Origin of the sequence: Edaphobacter acidisoli (genome assembly GCF_014642855.1) — a bacterium.
Lineage (GTDB): Bacteria > Acidobacteriota > Terriglobia > Terriglobales > Acidobacteriaceae > Edaphobacter > Edaphobacter acidisoli.
On record NZ_BMJB01000001.1, the window covers coordinates 2,636,655 to 2,661,975 of the forward strand.

The following is a 25,321-nucleotide window of genomic DNA, read 5'->3' on the forward strand; positions in this document are numbered from 1 at the left end:
TACGGGGCAGCGGGAAATGGCTCGCTGTTTGCTTGAAAGCAAAGAGCCGGGTATCGAGAGCCGCTGTGCGCCGCTGGCAGGTGTCTGCCGCTGGAACGCGCTGGAGGCGAAGACTCTCGCCCGTCAGGAGAGCTATATGTTCCATCGCCCAGGTGTTTCGGGACTCTTGCTTCTCTCAGTTGCTGCTTTTCTTGTAGGGTGCTCTAACCCCAGGGGGTTGGACACCATTAGCGTTTCGCCGACGGCACAGGCGCTGGCGGTGGGCCAGACGGTGCAGATTGCTGCGGTCGGGACGTATGGCAATGCGAGCCATCCGTCGACGCAGAACCTGTCGAGCGGAGTGAGCTGGACTTCGAGCACGCCGGCTGTTGCAACCGTGAGCTCTTCCGGGCTGGTGACGGCTGTGGGTGGCGGCTCGACGACGATTACGGCCAATGCGGATGCATTTAACGGGCCGGTGAGCGCCAGTGCGATCATCACCGTTTCGGGGGGCGTCAACGGAGGCGGAACCAATGCGGGTGGAAACCTATTGTCGCTCACGCTGATTCCCAGCGCGGTCACGGTGGGCAATCTTCAGGACACGGGACAGTTTCTGGCGATTGGGACCTTCTCGACAGCGCCAACGGTTCGTGACCTGACAAACTCGACGATGCTGACCTGGATCTCTTCTGCGCCCAGTGTCTTCCCAATCAGTAACAATGACCCGAACAATACGGGAGGAAATCCGGGAGCGACCGCCGGGGTTGTTACTGCGTATGGAAGCGGCAACGCGACGATTATTGCCAAGGCGACGAACAGCGATGGAACCATTCAGACGGCGACGGCGACGTTCAACTGCCCTCTGGTTCTGCCGAATCCGCCACAGACTCCTGGCTCTTGCTATCCGGGATCGCAGGCACCGTCGCTGCTGGCGACGATCACTGTTTATAACGAAGGGCTGAATACGACGAATTGGCTGGTGACTGCACCCTCGGCTACAGGAACGCCGAACGTGCTTCATTGCGGGCCCGGCTCGGTTGGCGCCAACCTGGGAGGATCGGTTTGCACGGCGACGTATCCAGTTGGCGCGACCGTGACTCTGACTGCGCCCAACACCGGAGCCAAATTCGGAGGATGGTCTTATAACTGTGGCAACACAGGGACGATTACTCAGGCTGGGCCGAATACATGCACGGTTACGTTGACGACGAACGATACTGTGGGGGCGATCTTCAACTGAGAAATCGACGCGACTATTTCAGAGAAGGCCGCTCCGGGCGGCCTTCTTTGTTCGCTTTCCACCAGGTCGATCGACCTCCAGGGGCAGATTGGCAACCGCCGCCAACAACAGCAGGTCCTCCCGCTCTCGCGGAAGGATGACAACTAAAAAGCGGCTGGGGAGTGGATACGATCCCACCCATGCGCATGAAGCCGCGCATGGATGGGCACCCGGGCTTTGGTGGCACGTGAGGGGAAAGCAGATTCCTCCGCTGCGCTGCGGAATGGAAATGCGAAAAGCAACTGCAGAGGCAACTACAAAGACAACTACAAAAGCAACCGCAAAAACAACTGCAGAGGCAACTGCAAAGGCAAGGGCAGATGCTACAGGGTGCGCTTGAAGAGTGGGGTGGCGATGAGGAGTGAGCCGACGCCGAAGAGCATCAGGAAGGTGATGTCGGGCCAGATGGCGGTGAAGCCTCCATCTTTAAGGAGGATGGATTTGAAGCCGTGGACTGCGTAGGTGAATGGGTCTACGACTGCAATGGCGCGGAGCCACTTGGGGAAGCCTGTGATGGGTGAGATGGCTCCGCTGGGGAAGAAGAGCAGCGTGTTGAGCACGCCGAACATGGCGCGCGGGACGAGTGGGTCTTCGACACGCACCATCATCAGGAACATCATGCCGTTGAAGGCGATGGAGATGGCGACGATCAACAGCGAGAGCTGTATAAGCGCCATGGGATGAAAGATGACTCCTATGCCGGAGAGCAGCGTGCCGATAAGGGTGAGGCTGATGCCGGAGAGGATGGCCTTGAGCGCACCCGCGATGTTGAGGCCGAGGACGAGTTCGAGCCGCGTGATGGGCGTGACGAGGTAGCCTTCGTGCACGCCGCGGGCTTTGTCGTCGATGTACAACATGCCGCCGCCGATCATGACGGCGACGTACATGGCGAGCGCGATGGAGCCGGAGAGCAGGTACTTCATGTACTCGACGTAGGGGTAGAGCTCGACGATCTTGAGCGTGATCTGCTGGACGACATAGGGCTGGATGACGGGCGCGTTGAGGGCGTCGACGAGCGACTGCATCTCGGCTTCGAGCGCGGAGCTCATGACCTGGTCGGTGTTGTCGACGACGAGGCCGATGGAGGGTGAGTCTCCGGCGAGGACGCGGCGCGAGTACTGTGCGGGGATGATGACGGCGCCGTCGATTTTGCCGGTGCGGACGTCTTCGCGCGCCTGCTGCTCGTTGTCATACGGAACGGTGGTGAAGGTGCGGATGTTGACGGCGATGGCGTTGAAGTCTTCCTTGATCTTGAGCGCCTGGGAGCCGTGGTCGTAGTCGACGACGCCCATGCGGGCGTTGCGGATCTTGCCGCCGAAGGCGTTGCCGAGGATGACGAGCTGTACGAGAGGCAGCGTCATCGAGACCATCATCAGCGCAGGGGAACGGAAGAACTTGCGCATCTCGCGTTCGACGATTGCAAACATTCGTTGCATGGCGGACTCCTACGGTTGCATTCCGGGGCGCGGGGGCATGATGAAGCCGGCTGCTTTGACTTGTTCGTCGCGCAACTGGCGGCCGGTGTAGTGGACGAAGACGTCGTCGAGTGTGGTGTTCTGCACGTTGAGGGACTTCAGGGTTTCGTTCTGCGCGGTGGCCATCTCGACGAGTTGCGTGGTGGTGAGTGAGCCGTTGGAGGTGAGGACGCGGTACATGCCTGCCGACTGCGATTCGACCGAGGTGACGCCGGCGAGGCGTTCGAGGCGCTCGGGCCACGCAGGCGAATCTTTTGTGAACTGGACTTCGACAACGTTGTTACCGGGGACGCTGGCTTTGAGCGCCATGGGCGTGTCGAGCGCGACGAGCTTGCCGTGATCGACGATGGCGATGCGGTCGCAGAGGCGGTCGGCCTCGTCCATGTAGTGGGTGGTAATGAGCATGGTGAGGTGCCGCTGCTCTTTGAGGTTGTTGAGCATCTCCCAGACGGCGACGCGGGAGACGGGATCAAGGCCGGTGGTGGGTTCGTCGAGGAAGAAGATGCGTGGGTTGTGGACGAGGCCGCGGGCGATTTCGAGGCGGCGGCGCATGCCTCCGGAGAGGGTTTTGGTTTGGGCGTCGCGCCACTTGGTGAGGTCGACGGCTTCGAGCAGCTCGTCGATGTTGCGGTTGCGCGTGGCTTTGGGGACCTCGTAGAGCTTGGCGTAGATGGTGAGGTTTTCTTCGACGGTGAGGTCGATGTCGCTGGTGAGCGCCTGCGGAATGACGCCGATGAGGCGGCGCACGGCGTCGGAGTCTTTCATGACGTCGTGACCGGCGATGAGGGCTTTGCCGGCCGTGACGGGGATGAGCGTCGTCATCATGCGGATGAGCGTGGATTTGCCTGCGCCGTTGGGGCCGAGCAGACCGAAGATCTCGCCTTCGGCTACGTCGAAGGTGATGCCTTTGACGGCTTCGAAGTCGCCGTAGCGCTTGATGATGTTCTGGACCGCGATGGCTGGGACTGCACTCATGGATGCACCAGCTTGGATTTCGGGATGTAGACGTCGGCGAGCATGCCGGGGACGTACTTCATGCCAGGGTTTGCGATGAGCAGCTTGAGGCGGATGGTTTCGATGTCGCGCTTGCGGCGGCTGACGTCGCGCTGCGTGGCGAAGTCTCCTTCGGCGGATTTGGCGATGACTTTGCCGTAGGTGGTTTCACCGCTGGGCATGACGACGCGGAGCGAGTCGCCGAGTTGCACGGAGTCGGCTTCGGTTTCGGGGAGCGGAGCGTAGACCCAGGTCTGCGTGAGGTCGGTGATGGTGGCGATGGGCGTGCCTGCCGCGACAACTTCGCCGACGCGGCCGGCGAGCACGTTGATCTTACCGTCGATCGGTGCGATGACCTTCGAGTAGTCGAGCTCAACCTGGGCCTGGTCGAGCAGCGCTTGCGCGTTCTGCATGTCGCTGCGCGTGGAGGCGACGGTTTTGGCGGCGGCTTGTGTCTGGAGCGTGTTGGCGATGGCGAGCTTGAGTGAGGCTTCGGCGGCGGTGACGCTTTGCTGCGCGGAGTCGACTGCGGCTTTGGATGCGGCGAGCGAGGTCCTGGCCTCGTCGCTCGACTGCTGGCTCATGACGCCTTGCTGCGCGAGGGCGATGGTGCGGTTGCTGTCGGCCTGCTGGTGCTCGTAGTTGGCTTGCGCCTGCAAGAGCGCGGCCTCGGCGACCTGGAGCTGCGCGCGTGCGTTGGCTACCTGGCTGGTGGTGCTGCCTGAGGTCTGGCGCTCGGTGTCCTGTGTGCCTTGCAACTTGTACTTCTGGCTGGCAGCGGCGGCTTCGGCGGCGTTGCGGGCGGCGGCAAGATCGTCGCTCTGGATGGTGGCGACCAGCTCGCCTGCTTTGACGTCGTCGCCCTCGTTGATGGTGAGGGTCTGGATGCGGCCGGGGATGCGCGAGCTGAGCACGACTTCGTTGGCGTCGACGGTGCCGATGAGTTGCAGGTCTTCGTTGCGCGGCGTCGTTGTGAAATAGAGCACAAGCGCTATGACGAGCAGGATGCCCATCAGAATGAGAATGCGGTTGCGAGCGTTCATAGGTGCTTTCTCCAAAGTGGTGGACGGGGGCCGGGTTCGGGCATGGGCACGTCGGCAAGGACGCGGCGGGCGAGTTTGTGTCCGTGAGCGCGGTCGGTGAAGAGGGCGTTGGCGAGGAACTGGATGGCGGAACGGCGGCGGGCGCAGAGTGATTCGAGGTCGAAGGGCTCGAAGGACTCGTCGGCGAGCGCCATGCGCATGGTGGGCGCGGAGAGGAAGTAGAAGACGTTCGCGCCGAAGGCAGAGTAGATGACCTGCAGGGGGTCGACCGTGACGAGCTCGCGGGAATGGACGCCGCGCCGCACGAGGTCGCGCATCTGTTTGAGCAGAGGCGCGAAGGCTTCGCGGACGATGATGGGGAGCGCGGTGCTTTCGCCCGCCTGGTAGCGAACCATCTCCTGCTGCATGAGGCTCTGGAAGTGGCTTTGGCTGAGGATGCGGTCGAAGTGGTTGAGTGCGAGGCGGAGGAGCTGCTCGCCGGGAGTGGATTTCTGTTCGAGGATGATGGCGGTGGAGCGGACGACGGTGGCCATCACGTCTTCGATGGTTGCGATGTAGAGCGCGTCTTTGTCTTTGAAGTAGTAGTAGAGGAGCGCCTTGTTGACGTGGGCGGCGCGGGCGATGGCGTCGGTGCGGGCGCCGGCGAGGCCGTGGGTGCTGAACTCCTTGATGGCGGCGTCGAGGATGCGGCGGCGGGACTGGTCGGAGCGGTCCTGGTGGTGCGGTTTGTTTTTGGGTTCGCGCATTTTGATTAACCGGTTAGTTAAACTATATACCTGATGCGAATTTGGGTTGGGTGGATTCAGGATGTGTGATTTTTGAGTTTGACTGCGGATGGCGGCGCCGGAGAAGCAAAAGCAGGTCCTCCCGCCTTCGGCGGAAGGATGACAACTAAAAAGGAAGCACTGCCTTGCGAGAAATTACTTGCGAAAGGCTTAGTGGGTTGGATCGGGGGGCATGATTGCGCCGGCCTGCACCCAGCGAGCGACGATGGCGATGTCGTTGTCGGAGAGCTTGGGGGATTTGGGCGGCATGGGCATGGGGTCTTTGGCCGGGCCTTCGTGGCGAATGAGGCGCACGATCAGGCTGTTGGCGGGGTCGCCGGGGATGAGGACGGAGCCGTCGTGGCCGCCTTTGAGCATTCCTGCGCGCGTCTGGATGTTGAGGCCGCCGCGATGGTTGAAGCCTCCGTGGCAGCGGTAGCAGTTTGCTTTGAAGATGGGTTGCACCTGCGTGGTGTAGAACTCGGGGGTTGCGGCTGGATCCTGAGCGGCTTTAACTGTTCCTGCGCGAAGACCCCAACCGGCGAGCGCAAGTGCCGCCACACAGCAAACCGCAAACGTACGATGCAATCCAACCTCCGGGTAACACGCGTGTTTATGAATGAGTATACGGAACCCGGCTGATTACTTTCATGAACGCCGCGGGGCTTTATAATAGGAATTGCTCTGGCGTTCCGCGCCTTGAAATTACGATGCGTCTGAACGCTTCCATTCCGGCCCTGCTGGCGCTTGCCGCTTTGCTTCTACTTCCCGCCACGCTTCTTGCCAAGACGACGCATCGCCGTGCCCGCAAGACTGCGGTCACCACCAGTGCACACAAGCGAACCAAGACTGCAGAGAAGGTGCGCGCTACGAGCGGCCGTCGTGCGCGTCGGGCTGCGGTTGAGCGCGTGAGCACACGGGAAGTTCGCGGCCGTCATCTGCACCGCCCCGGTAAATCTCCTGCGCGGCGTGTTCGTACGGAAGAAGCTTCGACACGGACACCGGAGAAGGCAACGTCGAGCGACTTCATAAAAGCCGCAACGGCGCAGCCTGAGACGGCTGCGCACGCGGAAGAGCATGCAGATGCTCCCCAGCCTGTGCGACGCTCGCGCCGCAGCCGACATGCGAAGGCTGTTCCGGTGTCGACGCCTGATCGTGAGACTCCGCGAACGCATGAGACCGAGACTGCTTATGCGGCTCCGGCTCCAACGCCGGTTGTGCTGTACAACAAGCGCGGCCGGCTGATTATTCCTCCGCCGCTGCGTGGCTCGCACGAGATTCTTGTGCACCAGAATGAGGTGGCAGACCAGGATGGACTGACGCGCATTCAGAATGATGAAGACCTGATGGAGATGCGCGATAAAGGCCTGTTGGTGGCAGTGCCGACGAGCGCTGCTCTTGAAGTCGATTCGCGCCTGCCGGACAACCGGCGCTATTGCCGTCCGTGGGTGGCGCGGTTTCTGGTGAACCTGGCGCGGGCGCACTATGCGCGGTTCCATACGCCACTGCAGGTGAACTCAGCGGTGCGGACGGTGGACTTTCAGGAGCACCTGATTCACATCAACGGCAATGCCGCTCCCGCGGAAGGCGATACGGCTTCGCCGCACCTGACAGGGCAGGCGGTCGATCTGGCGAAGCATGGGCTTTCGCGCACGGAGATTGCGTGGATGCGCGGCTACCTGTTGCCGCTGGCGCAGGAGGGCAAGATTGATGTGGAGGAAGAGTTCAAGCAGTCGTGCTTCCACATCAGCGTGTATAAGACCTATGTGCCGTCGGACAGCACTCCGCGGCGCAGCATTGCGGCGACGAGTGGCAGCGAGGCTGCTCTGGCCACAGCTCTGCACTAAACTTCTTTCCATCTTGTGGATGCCTCTGTTCATGTCGCGATAAACTGCGGCGTGAAGGAGCATCTGCATCAGGTTCTGCCGCGAGAGAAATGGATGGATATTCGGATTGCATCGACGCGGCAGGAGATGGGCAGGCAGGCTGCTGCCGATATCGCTGCGGAGTTGCGCGAGCGTTTAGTGCGGCAGAGCGATGTGCGCGTGATCTTCGCGGCGGCGCCGAGCCAGCAGGAGATGCTGGATGCGCTGATTCGTGAGCCGGGTATCGACTGGGCGCGTATTACGGCTTTTCACATGGATGAGTACATTGGGTTGCCTGCTGGTGCTGCGCAGCGCTTCGGCTTGTGGCTTCGCGCGGCCATCTTCGATCGGGTGGCTTTCAAGCGGGTGCATCTTATCGAGGCGTCTGGTGATGCGGAGGCTGCTTGCCGTGGCTATGCAAAGCTGTTGGCCGAGGCGCCGATTGATATGGTGCTACTTGGCGTGGGCGTGAATGGACACCTTGCATTCAACGATCCTCCGGCTGATCTCGAAGACGCTGAGGAGGTGAAGGTGGTTGGGCTTGATGAGGCGTGTCGTCAGCAGCAGGTGGATGATGGGTGTTTCGCTTCGCTCGATGATGTTCCGCAGCGTGCGATCACGCTGACGGTGCCGACGCTGCTGGGTGCGAACAGGCTTTTCTGCTGTGTGCCGGGAGCGCGGAAACAGGTGGCGGTTCGGCGGATGGTGCATGAGGAGATCAGTGGGGCTTGTCCGGCGACTGCGCTGAGGAGGCATCCGCGTTGTGCGGTTTATCTGGATCGGGATTCGAGTGCGATGCTGTGATGACCAGCCGCAGCATGATAGAAACCCCACCCGTGTCGCGATGAAGCCGCGCCACGAATGGGGCACCCATGCCCTGCCCTTCTAGAACACTTTTCCTAAGACACTTTTTCGCGTGCGCCGCTGTGCCAGCTTTTGTATGCCGCGTCGAGGGCGCGCATGTTGAGGACGCCGTCTTCGCCGGAGGCGCGGTAGGTCTCCTGGGCGCGGAAGGCGCGGCTGAAGCTGTCGAGCATACGGACGTAGCCGTCGTCGTTGTTGAGGGTTTTGGTTTCGATGACTTCGCCTGCGCGGCGCAGCACGACGTCGACGGGACGGTCTACGGTGAGGCCGCTTTCGGCGGTGAGCGCGCCTTCGCTGCCGACGACTTCGACCAAGGTGCGGTAGGGTGCGCGGGCGCTGGCAGTGACGTTGGCGAGGATGTTGTTGGTCATCTCCATCTGGAGCGTGGCTGTGGCTTCGACGAGATCGGTGGGCTGGTCTTTGTACGCGAGCGTGGTGATGGAGGTGACTTCTTCGCCGAGCACGTAGCGGAGGGCGTCGATGCAGTGGACACCGACGTCGGCGATGGGGCCGCCGCAGGCGAGTGTGGGGTCGGCGATCCAGCGGCGCGGGGCTTGTTGCGCGGGATAGCAGTACTGCGCGTGCGCAAGCTGCGGGTGGCCGATGCGGCCGGCGGCGATCTGCTCGCGCATCCAGTCGAGGGTGTGGTTGTAGCGGAAGTTTTGTCCCGAGCCGTAGAGGATGCCTGCCTTCTTCGCGGCTGCGGCCATGGCTGCGGCTTCGGCTGCGTTCATGGCGAGGGGCTTTTCGCAGAGGACGGCTTTGCCGTGCGCGGCGGCGAGCAGGAGGTCGTCTTTGTGCATCGCATCGGGCGAGGTGATGAAGACGACGTCGACGTCGGGGGAGGCGCAGAGTTCTTCGCGCGTCGAGAAGTTGTGCGGGATGTTGTGCTCGGCGGCGTTTTTCGCGGCTGCGGCCTGGTCGCGACGCCAGAGGCCGGTGAGCGTGGAGTGCTCTGCGCGGCGGAAGGCTGGAAGCAGACGGCGGATGGCGTGATGGCCGAAGCCGAGGATTGCAAAGCGCACTTGGGAGTGGGACATGGAGACCTCTTTTGGGTGTGGCTAAAACAGAAATACGTCAGGTTTTCGCGTTACGCGGGGTTGCGGACTGAAAGAGGTAGACGGCGAAGATCGTCATCATCGGTTCGAGAGGATGGCGGAAGCGGGCTCCGGCGGTGACGAGATAGTACGAGACGGGGAGCAGTAAAAAGGCCCACGCCATCATGCCTGCGGCGGGGACTTTGCGCCAGAGTGCGAGGCCGAGACCCATCAGGCCGGCAAGGGTGATGAAGCCGAAGTTTATGCGGCGCGGAATCTCCACGGACCACGGAGAGACGGATGGCACTCCGAACCAGAAGAAGTAGATGCGCTTGATGCAGTTTTTGATGAAGTGAGCGGGGTGCGCGTGGATGTAGGCTTTTGCGAGGTCGCCGCGCATGCGCACGTAACGGACTTCGCCGAGCTTCGCGTAGAGATGGAACTGGTTTGGGGCTTCGTTAGGGTGGTCGTAGGTGATGAGGAAGCCGGTCGAGCCGGGGCCGTTGCCCATGTAGAGCTCTGCGCCGAGATTGCCGCGCAGAGGAATGAAGGTGTGGAAGGCGTGGAAGTTTCTTGCCTCCCATGGCGCGAGGCAGGCGAGGAAGACCAGTCCGCTGATAACTGCGTCGCGGAGCCCGTGTGGCCTTGGGCCGAGCATTGTCCAGAGGCCGCAGACGGGGAGGAACAGGAGGAGGGTCGAGTTCGACAGAGCGATTGCGGCCCAGAAGATGCTAAAGATGACCCAGCGAAGGGTCTGGCGCGAGGATGAGGTATCGTCGCGGAAGCAGTGGTTGCGGTCGACGTTGCGCATGCGGAGCGCAAGCACGATGATCCAGGTGAAGAGAGCGGCGGTGAGGGTCATCTCCCAGATCCAGCGGACGGCGTACTGCATTGCCGCGGGATAGAGCGTCCAGAGCCAGGCCGACCATATTGCGGTGCGCCAGGAGAAGCAGCGCATGGCAATCTCCCAGACGGCAAGGACGGTTGCGGCGGAGAGCGCGGAGTTGATGACCAAGAGCACCCATGCAGAAAGCGGCGAGTAGACGCCGAAGAGCTTGAAAGCTCCTGCTACCAGCAGCGGGTAGAGCGGAGGCAGCCAGGCCGTGGCGCCGGTGTGGCCGATGAATGAGTTGCCGAAAGGGTCGGAGTAGCCGTGGCCGGTGGCGAGGGCGCGCGCGATGCGGCCTGCTTCCCAGCCGAACTGGAAGTGCTCGTCGGTGGGGCGGAAGCGGAAGGTGTGGGCCAGCGTGATGTAGAGGACGCGGACGAGGAACGCGATCCAGAAGATGCGCCACGGGAGTTGGGCGTCGCCTTCGGCGCCACGCATCCAGCCACATATCCTTCGGACAAGACGGTTGACCATGCAACCACGATTTTAGCGTGTTGTCAGGCCGCGTCCGGTTTGCGAACTGTATCGGGCGCTGCGTGGCTATTGAGGCCCTTGAGCCACTCGGCCAGATCCAGTCCGCCGGCAGTGAGATCGCCGGATGCGATCATGTCGAGCACGACGTCCTGCAGCTCGGGTGATAGCTCGGCGAAGGAAAAACCTGTTCGGGTACGCGCCAGCTCATCGAGCGCATCGAGGCCGAGCGGATATGTCTCGGCGTTCGCAGGGGCCGAAGAGTTTCCCTCTCGGGCGAGGCTGGCATCGAGCCCTGTGGCGACGTGGCTTGGCGCGGCGATGGCCTCGTGCAGACGGGAGATCATCCGCTTGACCACGGCGTAGAGCGTGGTGAACTGCGCGACGCTCATGGAATGTGGAACGTATTGGGCGTCCGCGTCGGCGGTGCGCCCGGAAAGGCTGTCCTGCATCGGCGTGATCCGGTCTGGCTGGCTCAGCTTCAGATACTCCGCACTGATTGCCATGTTGCAGCCCCCTTCGGGTCCGGCAGCTTCACTTGCTTGTAGCCGTCTGGCCTGTTGTTTCTACTTATATAAACGCACCTGCCGGAGGAAATCTCGGAACCGACCCTACTTGAGTCTTCCCCGAAAGTTGTATTCCCTTCTGCCGCGCGATGACGGTGAAAAAACTCTGCGTGCAGCTTTGTTGAGTGGGTCTGATAAAACTTGTTTATGCCTCACATTAAGGTCCAGAAACTGCACCCCGCAGCTCAACTTCCCCGCTATGCCCACAACGGTCCGTATGGCGACCTGGCCGCTGACCTCTACGCATCGGAGGGCGCTACGCTGACTCCGGGAGCTACGCTCGCTGTGCCGACCGGGCTGGCGATGGAGTTCCCCTCGACGCATGGTGCGTTGGTCGAAGACCGCTCGGGCCTGGCGATGCGCGGAGTGACGACGCTGGCGGGAGTGATCGATCCGGGCTATCGCGGCGAGATTCGCATTGTGATCACCAACCTGGGCCACGCCGCGGCGGAGATCAAGGCAGGCGACCGGATTGCGCAGCTTCGCATTGTTCAGCGAATCGAAGCGCAGTTTGAAGAGGTCGCAACGCTGGCCGAAACTCCGCGCGGCGCGGGTGGGTTTGGCAGCACCGGTTTCTGAAACGAGCGCGCAACGGGCGTATGCTCATCTCCTGTCTGTTTTGGAGGCGATGAGATGAGCACACAGTCCTCACAATGGCCAGCCTTGCCGTGGAATGAATGGGCCGCGACCGCCGATACGCTGCATATGTGGACGCAGATTGTCGGCAAGACCCGACTGGCGCTCACGCCGCTTCAGAACCACTGGTGGAATGTGCCGTTGTACGTCACCGCGCATGGGCTGGGGACCTCCGCCATGCCTTGCGGGGGAGATGTTCTCGATATTGAATTTGACTTCCTGACACACCATCTGCATCTTCGTCATGGCTCTGGCCCTGAGGCGTCGCTGCCGCTTCGCGCGCAGAGTGTTGCCAGCTTTTACAAAAAGTATCTGGTCTGTCTCGACTCGCTCGGCGTCGATGTCAGGATCAATCCGATGCCGGTCGAGGTGCCGAACCCTATCCGGTTCGATCTCGACACGGTGCATGATGCTTACGACCCTGTCTATGCTCAGCGGTTCTGGCGGGTGCTTGTTGATGCCGAAAGGATCTTCAAGCGTTTCGGCACGGGCTTTCTCGGAAAGATCAGCCCGGTGCACTTCTTCTGGGGCAGCTTCGATCTCGCGGTGACACGCTTTTCCGGGCGTCCGGCGCCGCCGCGAGAGGGCGCGGACGGGATTCAGCGTGAGGCGTACTCGCATGAGGTCATCAGCGCGGGCTTCTGGCCCGGGAACGGCGGCTATGGGGCGGCGGCGTTCTACGCCTATGCAGCTCCTGTTCCCGAGGGGCTTGGCCAAGTGGCTATCCGTCCGAGGGCTGCGGGATGGGACGCTACGCTGGGCGAGTTCATCTTCAAATACGATGCCTTGCTCGCTGAAACTTCGCCGGATGTGGCGCTGATGGAGTTCCTTACAAGCACTTACGAGGCTGCGGCAGACCTGGCAAAGTGGGACCGCTCCACGCTTGAGCGGCAGTAGCGTCGGCAGGTCGCCATGCTGCCGTGGCCATGCGACAATTAAGGGAGCGAGCCATGCCCAATACGCAAGTTCAGCCCCCTACACAGACGTCCCAGACGCAGATTCCTGCCCCCACGGCCATTACTCCGGCGCTGCTGAAGCAACACAGCATTACGCCGGACGAGTATGCCCGGATTGAGGCCTCGCTGGGCCGTACGCCGTCGTTGACCGAGCTGGGGATCTTCTCGGTGATGTGGTCGGAGCATTGCTCCTATAAGTCGTCGCGCGTGCACCTGAAGCGGCTGCCGACGAAGTCTGAGCGCGTGGTGCAGGGGCCGGGCGAGAATGCGGGCATCATCGACGTGGGCGATGGATGGGCCTGCGCGTTCAAGATCGAGTCGCACAACCACCCCAGCTACATTGAGCCGCATCAGGGCGCGGCGACTGGGGTTGGCGGCATTTTGCGCGATATCTTCACGATGAATGCAAGGCCGCTGGCGGTGATGGATTCGCTGCGGTTTGGCCCGCTCGATGAGGCGGAACCGGACGAGGCGCTGCGGAGCAAGAACCACCAGATTGCTACCGGCGTCGTGCATGGCGTTGCGAGCTACGGCAACTGCTTCGGCGTGCCGAATCTGGGCGGCGAGACACGGTTTGAAGCGTGCTACAGCGGCAATCCACTGCTGAATGCGTTTGCGCTGGGCCTCGTCAAGATTGACGAGATCTTCTATGCGAAGGCCGTTGGTGTGGGCAATCCGGTGATCTATGTGGGCGCGAAGACGGGCCGTGATGGGATTCACGGAGCGACGATGGCCAGCGAAGAATTCACCGAAGGCAGTGAGCAGAAGCGGCCTAACGTGCAGATGGGCGATCCGTTTATGGAGAAGCTGCTGCTGGAGGCTTGCCTGGAGGCGATGGCTACCGGCGCGGTGCTCGGCATTCAGGATATGGGCGCGGCGGGGCTGACGTGCTCGACCTGCGAGATGGGCGCGCGCGGCGAGCTTGGCCTGACCGTCGAGCTCGACCGTGTGCCGCAGCGTGAGACCGGCATGTCGAGCTACGAGATCATGCTTTCGGAGTCGCAGGAGCGGATGCTGCTGGTCGCGGACAAGACGCGCGCGCAGGAGGTGCTCGATGTCTTCACCAAGTGGGGACTGGATGCTTCGATTGTCGGCGAAGTGACTGCGGAGCCGAACATGCGGATTACGCAGCATGGCGAACTGGTGGCTGATATTCCGAATAAGTTTTTGACGGATGATGCTCCGGTGTATCGGCGCCCGGTGGGTGAGTGGAAGGCTCCGGTGCCGATTGATCCTCCGGCGCATGTGCTTGAAGAGTTGAAGAAGCCGCGCGACTATACCGCCGACCTGAAGAAGCTGCTGGCGAGCGCGAACATCTGCGACAAGCGCTGGGTGTATGAGCAGTACGACTCGATGGTGCAGACGAACACGGTGCAGGGACCTGGCGGCGAAGCCGGGGTGATGCGCATCAAGGGCACGCCGCGCGGGTTGGCGATGGCGCTGGCGGGCAATGGGCGCTGGTGCTATCTGGATCCGAAGCTGGGTGCGATGCACGCGGTGGCTGAGGCCGCGCGCAAGGTTGCGTGTACGGGCGCGACTCCGGTTGCGGCCACGAACTGCCTGAACTTCGGCAATCCGGAGAAGCCGGAGATTATGGCGCAGCTTTCGGCGGCCATCGACGGTATTGCTGAGGCTTGTACGGCGCTGGGAACGCCGGTGACGGGCGGCAACGTCTCGCTCTACAACGAGACGAAGGGCGAAGGGATTTATCCGACGCCGGTGCTGGGGATTGTTGGGATTATTGATGATGTAACGAAGAGTGTGCCGAGCGGGTTTCAGAAGGGCGGCGAGCGGGTGATTCTGCTGTCGGCCAAAGCGTCTGGTGATAACGGCGCGCGGCTTCGGCAATTCGGTTCTTCTGACTACGCGAACAGCGTTCTGGGAGCTTTCTGGGGCGCGCCACCGAAATTGGACTTAGGAGAAGAGGCGGAGTTGAACAAGTGCCTCACGGCTTTGGCTCATGAGCGTTTGATTACCTCCGCTGGCGATGTTTCTGATGGAGGCATTGCAGTGGCGCTTGCCAAGGCTTGCATTGCGAAGGGCGTGGGCGCGGCGGTTAGCCTCGATCACCTGAGTGGTGATGCGTACGCAGCGGAGCTTTTTGCTGAGGAAGCCAGCATGGTGGTTGCGACATGCACTGATGAGGCGTTTCTGAAGCTCGTTGAGGTTTGCGGTCGGTTTGGTAGCCTGACGGTCCGCGATGTCGGCACGACCGGGGGAAAGATGCTGGATGTCTTTACACCGAAGGGGTCGGCAATTGCTGATTCGGTCACGGGGCTCAGGTCCGCGTGGATGGGTGCTCTTGAGTCGCAGCTTGCGGGTGAGGTGATGACGGCATGAAGAATCAACTCACCGCTCTTGAGAAGGACGTGATGATCGACGATATGCAAGACGACGCGACTCCTTTTGACAAGCTGCGCGAAGAGTGCGGTGTGATGGCTGTTTATAACCATCCTGATGCGGCGCGGCTTACTTACTGGGGCCTGTATTCGCTGCAGCATCGCGGGCAGGAGTCGGCCGGTATCGCTTCGGCTGATGGCCAGCAGGTGAACGACATCAAGGGTATGGGGCTGGTCTCGGAGATCTTCACCGACGACGTGCTGGCGCGGCTGCCCGGCCACATGGCCATCGGGCATACGCGCTACTCTACGACGGGTGACTCGGCGCTGCTGAATGCGCAGCCCATCTCGGTCGAGAGCACGCGAGGGTTGATTGCGATTGCGCACAACGGCAACCTGGTGAACCTGGGCAACTCGCGTGAGCGGCTGGAGCGCGATGGGGCGGTCTTTCAGACGACTTCGGATACGGAGATCATCGTTCAGCTTATTGCGCACTCGAAGTGCTCCACGCTGGTGGACTGTATTGCCGACTCGCTCGCGCAGGTGGACGGAGCGTTTTCCATTGTGATGATGACGCGCAACCGAGTCTTTGCGGCGCGCGATCCGCATGGCTTCCGGCCGCTTTCGATGGGGCGCATTCCTGGCGTAGATGGCGCGCCGGATACGTTTGTGTTTGCATCTGAGACCTGCGCCTTCGACTTGCTTCATGCGAAGTACGAGCGCGATGTGGAGCCGGGCGAGCTGGTGATGGTCTCGGAAGATGGCGTGACCAGCAGGCGTTTTGCGCGTGAGACTGTTCCGACTGCTTCGTGCGTCTTCGAGCACGTCTACTTCTCACGGCCCGACTCGCGGGTCTTCGGCCGCTGGGTGCAGAAGTCGCGTGAGGAGATGGGCCGTCAGCTTGCGCGTGAGTCCGGTGTTCCTGCCGATCTGGTTGTGCCTGTGCCTGACTCAGGCGTGACGGCTGCGCTTGGCTATGCGGCAGAGTCGGGGATTCCGTTCAATTTCGGACTGATCCGGAATCACTATGTGGGGCGCACGTTTATTCAGCCGGAGCAGCGCGTGAGGGACTTCGGCGTGCGGATGAAGCTGAACCCGGTGCGCAGCTTGCTCGATGGCAAACGCGTCATCCTGATCGATGACTCGATCATTCGCGGGACTACGTCGCGCAAGATTGTCCGCATGGTGCGGGCGGCGGGAGCGAAGGAGGTGCATATGCGCATCTCATGTCCGCCGACGATATCGCCATGCTTCTATGGCGTGGACACGCCGAGCAAGAAGGACCTGATCGCGGCGAACCATTCGATTGAAGATATCTGCAAGTTCATCGAGGCGGATTCGCTGGCATACCTGTCGCTGCCTGGGCTGACGCACTCGTGCACGACGGGCGAGCCGGTGGATGGGCTGTCGCCTGCTTCGTTCTGCACGGCGTGCTATACGGGGGAGTATCCGACGCAGTGGGTGGATGTGTCGGAGATTCTGCCGGCTGGGGCTGCGCTGTAGGACGGCTCTTATCGCTGGCCCGGTGAAGAAAAGCAGGTCCTCCCGCTACGCGGAAGGATGACAATGACTATTTGAAACGACTATCTGCTAGGACAGCGAAAAGGACGGGCTAAGCGCCCGTCCTTTTTTGCTGCGTTGATTCGATTGGTTAGAAACTGGTGCTGACGGTGAGGCGGAACGTCTTACGCGGCTCGCGGAGCACGTAGTCTGCACCGTAAAACTGTACTGCTTGCTGATAACTGTATAAGCCTGCGCCTGTAGTCGGGAAGTAGCTCTGAAAGGTGTTGCCCGCACCGGTGTTGGGCACGGCCAGCTCCTGCGGAACAGTCTTGTAGAGGCGCAGCGGGTTGAACGCGTAGTAGAGCCGGAAGGGCGCGTTGACGATGGGAAGTGTGACCTCAAGCTGCGCGCCGTTGGACATGCGTGGCACATAGTTTGTGCCCGGAACCACCTTCAACTGGTAGGGGAAGGCGACCGACTGTGTGCCATAGCAGGCGCCGTTGATATACGACGGGCAGCCGTAAGCGGCACCGCTGAGGATGTTGTTTCCGGCGACGCTTTGACGCAACTGACCCGGTAACGCATCGAAGGTCATGTTGAAGTCGGTAAAGAACGAGAAGACGACCCGGTCCATGATTGGGATGCGGTACTCAAGGTTGGACGTGATGCTGGTGTCGCCGCCAATCTGCACCATGCGATAAATGGGCAGAGGAATCTGGACGTTGCCGAGGGCTGGGTTGGTGGGGTCGCGCGGCACGGTGGTGCCGTCGGGGTTCGTCAGGTTGAACAGTGTGCGGACTGGAATAAAGGCGTACGGTCCGGCAGAGCGGATATCGAAGCCGCGGACGTCGCTGTCGCCGCCGCTGTAGATGCGGTTGGTGGGCGGGGCGACTTCACCTCCGAAGCCCTCAACGTGGGCGAGCTGTGCGCGGAAGGCGAGGACATTGTGGCCCTCGCGGTTAATGCGTATGCCCTTCATGGGGAAGAACTGGCGATAGCTCATCGCCGGCTCGAAGTACTTGACGTTGCCACCGACACCAGCGACCTGGAAGTCGATGTTGAAGTCCCTGCCATTATGCGGGCCGACGGCGCGGTCGAGGCTGGAGAAGCTGAAGCTGGGCGTAAGCACCGAAGTGATGATGCCGGACAACTGGTCCGGCCCCTGGACGCCGGAGCGGAAGGCGAGCGACTGGAAGACGTTGCGCGTATTGTCGTTGAACGTCGTAACCGAGGCACGAGAGAGCGAGTATGCCAAGCCGACACGGGTGACGCCGGTGCGAGAGAAGAGGTGCCGCAGCGGCTCGCTGACCGTGACCGTCATGCCTGTAGTGGACTGATTGTAGTTGGTCAACAGCGACTGCTCGGCCGTGCTCAGGTTTGCAGACGTGTTGTTCGAGATGGAGTAGCTCTTGGCCGGGTTGTAGTCGAACTTGCTGGTGAAGAGCTGCACGCCGAGCGAGATCGGCTTGTTGCGCAGGTAAGGCTCCGTAAAGCCGAAGCTGAGGTTGCGCTGGAGGTCGCCGACGTTTGCCTGCACGGAGAGGGTTTCACCGAGGCCAAGGAAGTTGTTCGTCTCGTAGTTGAGGCCGATGAAGGTGCCGGAGAGACCGCTGATGCCGCCGTTCAGGCCGATGGAGTTCTTGCCCTTCTCCTTGAGCTTGAGGAGCAGGTCGACGGTGCCGTCGTCCTGGTTCAGGCGGGTCTCGGAGTCCTGGTCGACCTTGAGGGTGTCGAAGTAGTTCAACTGGTTCAGCCGCATGATGGAGAGTTCCCAGAGATGGCTGTTGTAGAGCTGGCCTTCTTCGAGGAGAAGCTCGCGGCGGATGACCTTGTCGCGGGTGATGGTGTTGCCGGTGAACTCGATGCGGGAGACGTAGAAGGGCTTGCCTTCGTCGATGTCGATCTCGAGGTTGATGACCTTGTGGACGTCGTCGATGGTCGGAATCGGCGTGCCGGTGAAGTTGATGTAGCCGAGCTCGCCGTAGGCCTTGCGGAGCTGTTCGAGGCCTTTGCCAAACTTCCCGGCATCGAACCAGTCGCCGTCCTTCATGGCGAACTGCGCGCGGAGCACCTTGGTGTTAGTGACGGCCTTGTTGCCCTTGAAGGTGATGGTGCCCAGCCGGTAACGAGCGCCCTCTTCAACGGGCATCAGGATGTCGATGCGCTTGCCTTTGGAGGGACGAAGAGTGAAGGGGTTCAGGCCGCCGGCGTCGCGCACGTGCGTGATGGGCGTGCTGGTGAGCGCCTTGAAGTAGCCGCGGTCGCGATAGGCCTGGCGGACGCGCTCGGTGTCTTCGTCGAGCTTGCTCTCGTCAAAGGTGCGGGCGAAGAGGTTCTCAAGGATGATCGAATGGGGGATGCCAATCGGCCTCGAGTTGACCATGGCGCGACGCAGAACGCGGCTCGAGACCTGCTGGTTGCCCTGGAACTCGATCTTGCCCACTTTGACCGTGGGGCCTTCTTTTATGTTGAAGGTGATGTTGACGTAGGCGGGCGGGATCGTCTTGACCTGCGTGACGATGGTGGCGAACTGATGGCCGTGCTCGGCGAGTAGATCGCGCAGGACGACTTCAGCGCGCTTGACGACGGTGGGGTCGTACTGGCTCTCGACCGAGATATCGACCTTTGCCTTTTTGAAGCGATCGAGCACGTCAGACTGCGTGACGGAGCTGAGGCCCTTGTAGTCGATCTCGCGAATGGTGGGTTTTTCGCGGACATAGATGACGAGCTGGACGCACTTGGGGGTGTCCACCTTCTCGATGCGTACGTCGTCGAAGTAGCTGGTGTTCCAGAGGGAGTTGAAGTCGCGCTCGACGACGGCGGGATCGTAGGTGTCGCCCTCGTGGCTGAACAGGCGAGCCAGCACGGACTCCTTGGGGATGCGGCGGTTGCCGATGACCTCCGGGGTGCAGAGAGTCTGGGGTGTCAGAGACGATGCCGAAGGGGTCGAAATGCCCGGCAGCGTCTGGGCAGGCAACACGGCGGCAGATAGAGCCGCCAACGCAACAAACGCGACAGCGCAGACGATACGGGAGCGGCTGGAGCGCGTGCACACAGGCTTGGTCTTGCATTTCAGGGAGCTTCCGCTCTCTCGATTCACGGTAAAGATACGCACACCCTCACTGCTCGAAAAATGACGCTCCGCCAGCAAACTTAGCGAAGTCTTGATTATATGGGAGCGAGGGCGTCGATAGCGAGTTCACCGGGAAGATTCCGCCGCGCCAAGCCGCACTGCCACAACAAATTCCAGCTTTAATAATCTCTTGGACGGGTAGCGGGACGCAAAGGTGTTCGAGACCACCGTGCGTGGGCATTGTGGCCGATACGACGAGACGCGCGGGAGACCCGGCTACTTCCGGTCGTCGCGCTCGAGTACCTGCCGTGCCTCTTCGAGGTTCAGGTAGGCGCCATCGATGGTGAACTCGTACTCACCTGCGTTGTCGGGAACAGCGTGGACGTACTTGACCTCGTGCCCTTTGGCGCGAAGCTGCTTCACGAGAAGGTCGATGTCTGGCTTGGCCATGGGCTTTAAGAATTCAGGCCGGGTGGATGGGTTGCCATGCCTCACCGGAAAATTCTGCCGTTCTCGTGACTGGTTACGGGTAGATGCGGTTGAGCGTTCTGGCGAAGGGGATGGTTTCGCGGACGTGGTCGAGGTTGCAGAGCCAGCCGACGACCCGTTCGATGCCCATGCCGAAGCCTGCGTGCGGGACGCTGCCGTATTTGCGCAGGTCGAGGTACCAGGCGAAGGCTTCGAGTGGGAGGTTGTGTTCTTCGATGCGCGACTTGAGGAGGTCGTAGCTGTCGATGCGCTGCGAGCCGCCGATGATCTCACCGTAGCCTTCGGGAGCGAGCACGTCGACGCAGAGCGCTTTGGTGGGGTCCGCAGGGTCGGGCTGCATGTAGAAGGCCTTGAAGGCTGCCGGATAGCGGTGCACCATGACGGGGCGGTCGAATTGATTGGAGATGTAGGTCTCGTCGGGTGAGCCGAAGTCGTCGCCGTACTGGTGCGGATTTTCGAGCTTGCCGGCCTTGTATGCCTCGTCGAGCATCGCATGGGCTTCGTCATACGAGATGCGTGGAAACGGGGCCTTGATGGCTTCGAGCTTCGCGGGGTCGCGTCCGAGGACCTTCAGGTCCGCCTGGTGCAGTTCGAGTACACGCCCGACGATGTGGGTGATGAAGGCTTCGGCCAGGTCCATGAGGCCGTCGAGTTCGAGCCAGGCGACTTCGGGTTCGATCATCCAGAACTCGGTGAGATGGCGGCGGGTCTTTGACTTCTCGGCGCGGAAGGTGGGGCCGAAGCTGTAGACCTTGCCCAGGGCGAGCGCGGTGCTTTCGATGTAGAGCTGGCCGGACTGGGTGAGGTAGGCGGGGTCGCCGAAGTAGTCAAGCTCGAAGAGCGTGCTGGTGCCTTCGCAGGCGGCTGGTGTGAGGATGGGCGGGTCGGTGCGGACGAAGCCGTTGGTGTCGAAGTACTCCTGCGCGGCGCGCATGATGGTGGCGCGGATGCGCAGGATGGCCGACTGGCGTGGGGTGCGCATCCAGAGGTGGCGGTGCTCCATGAGGAAGTCGATGCCGTGCTCTTTGGGCGTGATGGGGAACGGGTCGGCTTCGCTGACGAGCTGGACGATCTCGACATTCTCGACATCGAGCTCGTAGCCGGAGGGCGCGCGCTTGTCGGCGCGGACCTTGCCGGTGACGATGACGCTGGACTCCTGCGTGAGCGACTTGATGCGGTCGAAGACCTCGGGCGTGACGGCGGCCTTCGGCACGATGCCCTGGATGGTGCCGGTACCGTCGCGGAAGATGGGGAAGAGCAGCTTGCCGGACTCGCGCATGTTGTAGAGCCAGCCGCGCAGGGTGATGGTCTGACCTTCGTGCTGGCCGATGGAAGCAATCGTAGCGAGGGGAGGATGTGTGGTCGTCATGGGACTGCCACAGTGTACCCGCTTTGCAGCGCACGGGGCAGCGAGAGGAAGCCCAGCGTTCTCCATCGCAAGCAGAACGCGGTTCGGGCTGCGGGCGCGCTGTCAGGGCGGGCTATTTGATGCCGACGACCATGGACTCGGGGCCGACGAGGTGCTCGACGCGGGTCTCGCGGAAGCTGGCTTCTTTCATCCAGCCCATACAGTCGGCGCCGGTGTAGTCGAAGCCGCCACGGGTTTCGATGAGCATGTTGAGGCTCATGAGGAGGCCGAAGGCGTTCTTGCGGCGGTCGTCGTCGATGATGGACTCGTAGACCACCAGGGAGCCGCCGGTGGGGAGTGCATCGTACGCTTTGCAAATGAGCATCTTCTTGGTGTCGAGGTCCCAGTCGTGGAGGATGTGGCCCATCGTGACCACCTCTGCCCTGGGGATAGGGCCGTCGAAGAAGCTTCCGGGTTGAAAGCGCACGCGGCCGTCGAGACCGTTCTCGGCGATATAGTCCTCAAAGATAGGCGCAACTCCGGGCAGGTCGAAGCCAATGCCGGTGATGTGCGGGTTGGTTAGAGCAATCTGCGCGATGAGGTCGCCCTGCGCGGTGCCGACGTCGACGGCGGACTTGTAGTTCGCAAAAGGAAACTTGCACGCGATGGCCATGTTGGCGCCGTGGCTGAGACCAGTCATTGCCTTGAGGAAGTCGCGCAGGCGGGCGGGGTCGGCGTAGAGCGCGGCAAAGAGGTCCTCGCCGCCGCGGCTGGCCTCGTTCTGCGGTTCGCCGCTGCGCAGTGCGGTAGTCAGATTTCCCCAGAAGGGATAGAGGCGCTGATTTGCCATCTCGAGCATGCCTCCGAGATAAGACGGCTTGCGCTTGTCAAGGAAGAGGTCGGTCGATGGAGTGTTGCTGTAGACGCCGTCTTTGCGCTCAAGGAATTCGAGAGCGACCAGAGTGTCGAGGAAGTCTCGCGCGGAGCGTGGATGCAGGCCGAGACGTGCGCTGAGTTCGACCAGTGTTGCGGGGCGATTGGCAAGCTCGGTAAAGAGTTCCAGTTCGACTGCGCTCAGTAGTGTCTTCGAGGCCCAGAAGCCGAGGCCTACCTGCAGAATATGATCGGGATGCGGCTCGTTCATCGCGACTACCCTCCTGGTCAGATAGGGCAGGCCGAGTTGAAGGGGAAGGCGTTCACCACTATACACCGAAGCATGTTCGAGCAATCAGGAGGGTTGGGACTACTCGCTGGCGCGCTTCATCAGGTCGGTGGACTGAATGGTCCTGGCGGCGATGGAGTCTGGCGTCTCTTCGAGATCGTAGGAGATCTCGAAGATGCCGGGTGTGGCTGCGGGAAGCGCGGCGATGTGTTTCGTCAGGTTCTTCCAGTCGATGGTGCCGGAGCCGGGCCAGAGATGGTCGTCGCGCTGGCCTTGATTGTCGTGCAGGTGAAGCTGGGCGATGCGTGGGCCGAGATGCTCAAAGGCGTCGTCGATGCCTTTGTTCTCCGGCGCAGCAAGGTGCGCGTGGCCTACGTCGAGGCAGATGCCGACGCGGTCGAAGTGGCCGACTTTGAGGATTTCGAGCAGGTGCGCAGGCGTAGTGACGTCGTTCTGGAGATTTTCAAGCAGGATGCGGATGCCGAGTGGGTGCGCGAATGCTTTCAGGTGCTCGATGGCGGTGAGCGAATTTTCGAGGGCGCGTGTGTCCCACGGTTCGTCTTTGAGGCCGAGGTGAAGGACTGCGGCGGTGATGGGGATGTGCTCGGCGGACTCGAGCGCGCGCTTGACCTCGTCCATGGCATCGATGCGGCGCGACTTTTCGGCGTCAATGAGGTTGAGCGATGGAGCTACGTGGCGCGACCAGTGCGCTTCGGTGAAGATGGGCTGGTGCAGCGTGGCGGCTACTTCATTCGAACGGAACCAGGAGGCGATCTCGCGCAGGTTGGAGCGGTCTGTGTAGTCGAAGTGGTGTCGCGCGGCGAAGAGTTCGATGGTCTTCGCGCCGCCTTGATGAAGTGCATCGAGCAGGCCGGGGTGCAGGCGCTGCTCCAGGAAGACGTGGGTCGATAGGCCGGGTTGCATCACCCTTAGGGTATAGCAGCAGGCGCACGGGTGGTGTGTGTCTTGCAAGGTTCGCGTGGGGCGCGGTTAGAATCGGAGGGCTGCTGAAAGGAGCGTTGGATGAGGCGTCTGTTGTGCGCGTGTCTGTGCGGGGTGCTGGGAGTTGCGATGGGACAGGCACAGGCTGCTCCGGCTGCTGCACCGTCTTCTGACCAGGCGGCGCGGCGGGAGGCTATCCAGCAGAGGTTGGCGGACTGGCCTCAACTGGATCATTACCGCGCGGCCAATGCTGCGCTTGCTCCTGTGGCTGCGGGTGAGCAGCGCGTGGTGTTTTATGGCGCTTCGGTGGCGGAGTACTGGGGAAAGAATGGCAGCGTGTTTTTTCCGGGAAAGCCATATATCAACCGAGGAATCGGCGGACAGATTTCGTCGCAACTGCTGCTGCGGTTTCGGCAGGACGTGATTGATCTGCATCCCGCGGCGGTAGTGATTCTGGAAGGGACGAACGATATCTCGAACAGCAAGCTGACGCCGGAGATGACGGAGAATAACTGGGAGTCGATGGTGGACCTTGCCAAAGCGAATGGAATTCGCGTGGTCCTCACGTCGATCACGCCGGTGTCGGACTTTCCCTGGCACCGCGGAATGCATCCGGCGGGAATCATTCGCACGACGAATGCGTGGCTGAAGGCATACTGCGCGAACCACTCGCTGGTCTATGTGGATTTCTACTCCGTGCTCGTCAATTCGGAGGGCGGGATGAAGGCAGACCTTACAGTGGATGGCGTTCATGCGACGCCGAAGGGTTATGCGGTGATGGCTCCGCTGGTGCAGGCGGGGATTGATGAAGCTCTTGGTAAAAAGGAATAATAACCAACATTTGCAATGGGATGGAGTGACCGAATGAAGATCTTTGCCTGTGCAGTTGTTCTTGCTTGTGCGTCGTGCGTGCCTGCCAGCTATGGTCAGGCAGCGGCAGCTTCACCTTCTCCGGCTGCTGAGCCGTCTTCGGCCCAGATGGCGAAGGAGATCGCCGCAATGAAGACGAAGCTGGATGATTGGCCGCAGCTTGGGCGGTATCGCGCAGACAACGCTGCGTTGGGGCCAGTGGCTGCGGGCGAACAACGCGTGGTCTTCTTTGGCGACTCGATCACCGATGCCTGGGGAAGAGTGCCGGACACAGGCGAGTTCTTTCCCGGCAAGCCTTACGTGAACCGCGGCATCAGCGGGCAGACGACTGAGCAGATGGTGGTGCGGTTCCGGCAGGACGTGATTGACCTGCATCCTTCTGCCGTTGTGATTCTGGCGGGAACGAACGACGTGGCCGGAAACACAGGGCCGATGACTCCGGAGATGACGGAGGAGAACTGGAAGTCGATGGCTGATCTGGCGCGCGCCAATGGGATTCGCGTGATCTTTGCTTCGGTGCTGCCGTCGCGGGACTTTCCTTGGCACAAGGGGCTCGATCCGGCACCGAAGATTCGCACGCTGAACAACTGGTTGCAGGGCTACTGCGTGACGCACTCGCTGACGTATCTGGACTACTACTCGTCGATGGCTGCGGACGATGGCGGCATGAAGCCGGGCATTAGCAAGGATGGCGTGCATCCGAATACGGCTGGGTACGCGATTATGGCTCCGCTGGCCGAGGCCGCGATTGCGAAGGCGCTGAAGTAGCGCTCCGTGT

General features: G+C 61.6%; 22 protein-coding genes. 9 read left to right on the plus strand and 13 right to left on the minus strand.

Translation table 11 applies throughout. The features are described from left to right. Positions 1 to 16 precede the first annotated feature (16 nt). Positions 17 to 1,219 carry an Ig-like domain-containing protein gene (locus tag IEX36_RS10625; protein ID WP_188759287.1) on the plus strand — a complete coding sequence of 401 codons (1,203 nt, stop codon included), beginning with the start codon at positions 17 to 19 and terminating at the stop codon, positions 1,217 to 1,219. 362 nt (positions 1,220 to 1,581) lie between these two features. Here the strand turns inward: IEX36_RS10625 and IEX36_RS10630 are convergent, their stop codons facing one another. The 5 genes from IEX36_RS10630 to IEX36_RS10650 form a co-directional block, all read right to left on the minus strand. Continuing rightward, positions 1,582 to 2,694 (minus strand): ABC transporter permease, encoded by a 1,113-nt coding sequence (locus IEX36_RS10630; protein ID WP_188759288.1) that lies wholly within the window; start codon positions 2,692 to 2,694, stop codon positions 1,582 to 1,584. A gap of 9 nt (positions 2,695 to 2,703) precedes the next feature. Then, positions 2,704 to 3,708 carry an ABC transporter ATP-binding protein gene (locus IEX36_RS10635; protein ID WP_188759289.1) on the minus strand — a complete coding sequence of 335 codons (1,005 nt, stop codon included), beginning with the start codon at positions 3,706 to 3,708 and terminating at the stop codon, positions 2,704 to 2,706. Next, the gene (locus IEX36_RS10640) at positions 3,705 to 4,769 is read right to left on the minus strand and encodes an HlyD family secretion protein (protein WP_188759290.1); all 1,065 of its coding nucleotides are present in this window, start codon (positions 4,767 to 4,769) and stop codon (positions 3,705 to 3,707) included. Before IEX36_RS10640 ends, IEX36_RS10635 begins: the two co-directional genes overlap by 4 nt. Then, positions 4,766 to 5,515, minus strand: a complete 750-nt coding sequence (locus tag IEX36_RS10645; RefSeq protein WP_188759291.1) for a TetR/AcrR family transcriptional regulator — start codon at positions 5,513 to 5,515, stop codon at positions 4,766 to 4,768. Before IEX36_RS10645 ends, IEX36_RS10640 begins: the two co-directional genes overlap by 4 nt. A gap of 189 nt (positions 5,516 to 5,704) precedes the next feature. Then, positions 5,705 to 6,121 carry a c-type cytochrome domain-containing protein gene (locus IEX36_RS10650; protein ID WP_188759292.1) on the minus strand — a complete coding sequence of 139 codons (417 nt, stop codon included), beginning with the start codon at positions 6,119 to 6,121 and terminating at the stop codon, positions 5,705 to 5,707. Between the two features lie 122 nt (positions 6,122 to 6,243). Here IEX36_RS10650 and IEX36_RS10655 point away from each other — a divergent pair, with 122 nt between their 5' ends. Together IEX36_RS10655 and IEX36_RS10660 are read left to right on the plus strand one after the other, a co-directional pair. Further along, positions 6,244 to 7,380 (plus strand): DUF5715 family protein, encoded by a 1,137-nt coding sequence (locus IEX36_RS10655; protein WP_188759293.1) that lies wholly within the window; start codon positions 6,244 to 6,246, stop codon positions 7,378 to 7,380. Positions 7,381 to 7,473: 93 nt separating this feature from the next. Next, positions 7,474 to 8,202 (plus strand): glucosamine-6-phosphate deaminase, encoded by a 729-nt coding sequence (locus IEX36_RS10660; RefSeq protein ID WP_229668872.1) that lies wholly within the window; start codon positions 7,474 to 7,476, stop codon positions 8,200 to 8,202. A gap of 95 nt (positions 8,203 to 8,297) precedes the next feature. Here IEX36_RS10660 and IEX36_RS10665 read toward each other — a convergent pair whose 3' ends face one another. The 3 genes from IEX36_RS10665 to IEX36_RS10675 are packed head-to-tail and all read right to left on the minus strand — an operon-like array spanning position 8,298 to position 11,165. Next, positions 8,298 to 9,302 carry a Gfo/Idh/MocA family protein gene (locus IEX36_RS10665; RefSeq protein WP_188759294.1) on the minus strand — a complete coding sequence of 335 codons (1,005 nt, stop codon included), beginning with the start codon at positions 9,300 to 9,302 and terminating at the stop codon, positions 8,298 to 8,300. A 37-nt stretch (positions 9,303 to 9,339) separates the two neighbouring features. After that, complete coding sequence (locus IEX36_RS10670; protein WP_188759295.1) at positions 9,340 to 10,626, minus strand: ArnT family glycosyltransferase; 1,287 nt, start codon at positions 10,624 to 10,626, stop codon at positions 9,340 to 9,342. Between the two features lie 59 nt (positions 10,627 to 10,685). Then, positions 10,686 to 11,165, minus strand: coding sequence for a gluconate 2-dehydrogenase subunit 3 family protein (locus IEX36_RS10675; protein ID WP_188759296.1), 480 nt, complete (start codon positions 11,163 to 11,165; stop codon positions 10,686 to 10,688). Positions 11,166 to 11,372: 207 nt separating this feature from the next. On the opposite strand from IEX36_RS10675, the gene dut reads away from it, so the two are divergent. The 4 genes from dut to purF are packed head-to-tail and all read left to right on the plus strand — an operon-like array spanning position 11,373 to position 16,659. Continuing rightward, positions 11,373 to 11,804 carry a dUTP diphosphatase gene (gene dut / locus IEX36_RS10680; RefSeq protein ID WP_188759297.1) on the plus strand — a complete coding sequence of 144 codons (432 nt, stop codon included), beginning with the start codon at positions 11,373 to 11,375 and terminating at the stop codon, positions 11,802 to 11,804. A gap of 54 nt (positions 11,805 to 11,858) precedes the next feature. Beyond that, complete coding sequence (locus IEX36_RS10685) at positions 11,859 to 12,758, plus strand: DUF5996 family protein (protein WP_188759298.1); 900 nt, start codon at positions 11,859 to 11,861, stop codon at positions 12,756 to 12,758. 53 nt (positions 12,759 to 12,811) lie between these two features. Then, positions 12,812 to 15,157 carry a phosphoribosylformylglycinamidine synthase subunit PurL gene (purL, locus tag IEX36_RS10690; protein ID WP_188759299.1) on the plus strand — a complete coding sequence of 782 codons (2,346 nt, stop codon included), beginning with the start codon at positions 12,812 to 12,814 and terminating at the stop codon, positions 15,155 to 15,157. Positions 15,158 to 15,189: 32 nt separating this feature from the next. Continuing rightward, entirely contained in the window at positions 15,190 to 16,659 is a 1,470-nt protein-coding gene (purF, locus tag IEX36_RS10695; RefSeq protein ID WP_188759952.1) for an amidophosphoribosyltransferase, read from the plus strand. 148 nt (positions 16,660 to 16,807) lie between these two features. Here purF and bamA read toward each other — a convergent pair whose 3' ends face one another. From bamA to IEX36_RS10720, 5 genes are all read right to left on the minus strand, one after another. Then, complete coding sequence (gene bamA, locus IEX36_RS10700) at positions 16,808 to 19,774, minus strand: outer membrane protein assembly factor BamA (protein WP_188759300.1); 2,967 nt, start codon at positions 19,772 to 19,774, stop codon at positions 16,808 to 16,810. A 234-nt stretch (positions 19,775 to 20,008) separates the two neighbouring features. Beyond that, positions 20,009 to 20,182, minus strand: a complete 174-nt coding sequence (locus IEX36_RS10705; RefSeq protein WP_188759301.1) for a hypothetical protein — start codon at positions 20,180 to 20,182, stop codon at positions 20,009 to 20,011. A 73-nt stretch (positions 20,183 to 20,255) separates the two neighbouring features. Continuing rightward, positions 20,256 to 21,590, minus strand: a complete 1,335-nt coding sequence (asnS, locus tag IEX36_RS10710) for an asparagine--tRNA ligase (RefSeq protein WP_188759302.1) — start codon at positions 21,588 to 21,590, stop codon at positions 20,256 to 20,258. 112 nt (positions 21,591 to 21,702) lie between these two features. Next, on the minus strand, positions 21,703 to 22,713 hold the full coding sequence (locus IEX36_RS10715; protein ID WP_188759303.1) for a methyltransferase: 1,011 nt from the start codon (positions 22,711 to 22,713) through the stop codon (positions 21,703 to 21,705). Between the two features lie 99 nt (positions 22,714 to 22,812). Beyond that, entirely contained in the window at positions 22,813 to 23,655 is an 843-nt protein-coding gene (locus IEX36_RS10720) for a sugar phosphate isomerase/epimerase family protein (RefSeq protein WP_188759304.1), read from the minus strand. Positions 23,656 to 23,754: 99 nt separating this feature from the next. Here IEX36_RS10720 and IEX36_RS10725 point away from each other — a divergent pair, with 99 nt between their 5' ends. After that, positions 23,755 to 24,504: a GDSL-type esterase/lipase family protein gene (locus IEX36_RS10725; RefSeq protein WP_188759305.1), complete on the plus strand. Its 750-nt coding sequence runs from the start codon at positions 23,755 to 23,757 to the stop codon at positions 24,502 to 24,504. Between the two features lie 33 nt (positions 24,505 to 24,537). Further along, positions 24,538 to 25,311: an SGNH/GDSL hydrolase family protein gene (locus IEX36_RS10730; protein WP_229668873.1), complete on the plus strand. Its 774-nt coding sequence runs from the start codon at positions 24,538 to 24,540 to the stop codon at positions 25,309 to 25,311. Positions 25,312 to 25,321 lie beyond the last annotated feature (10 nt).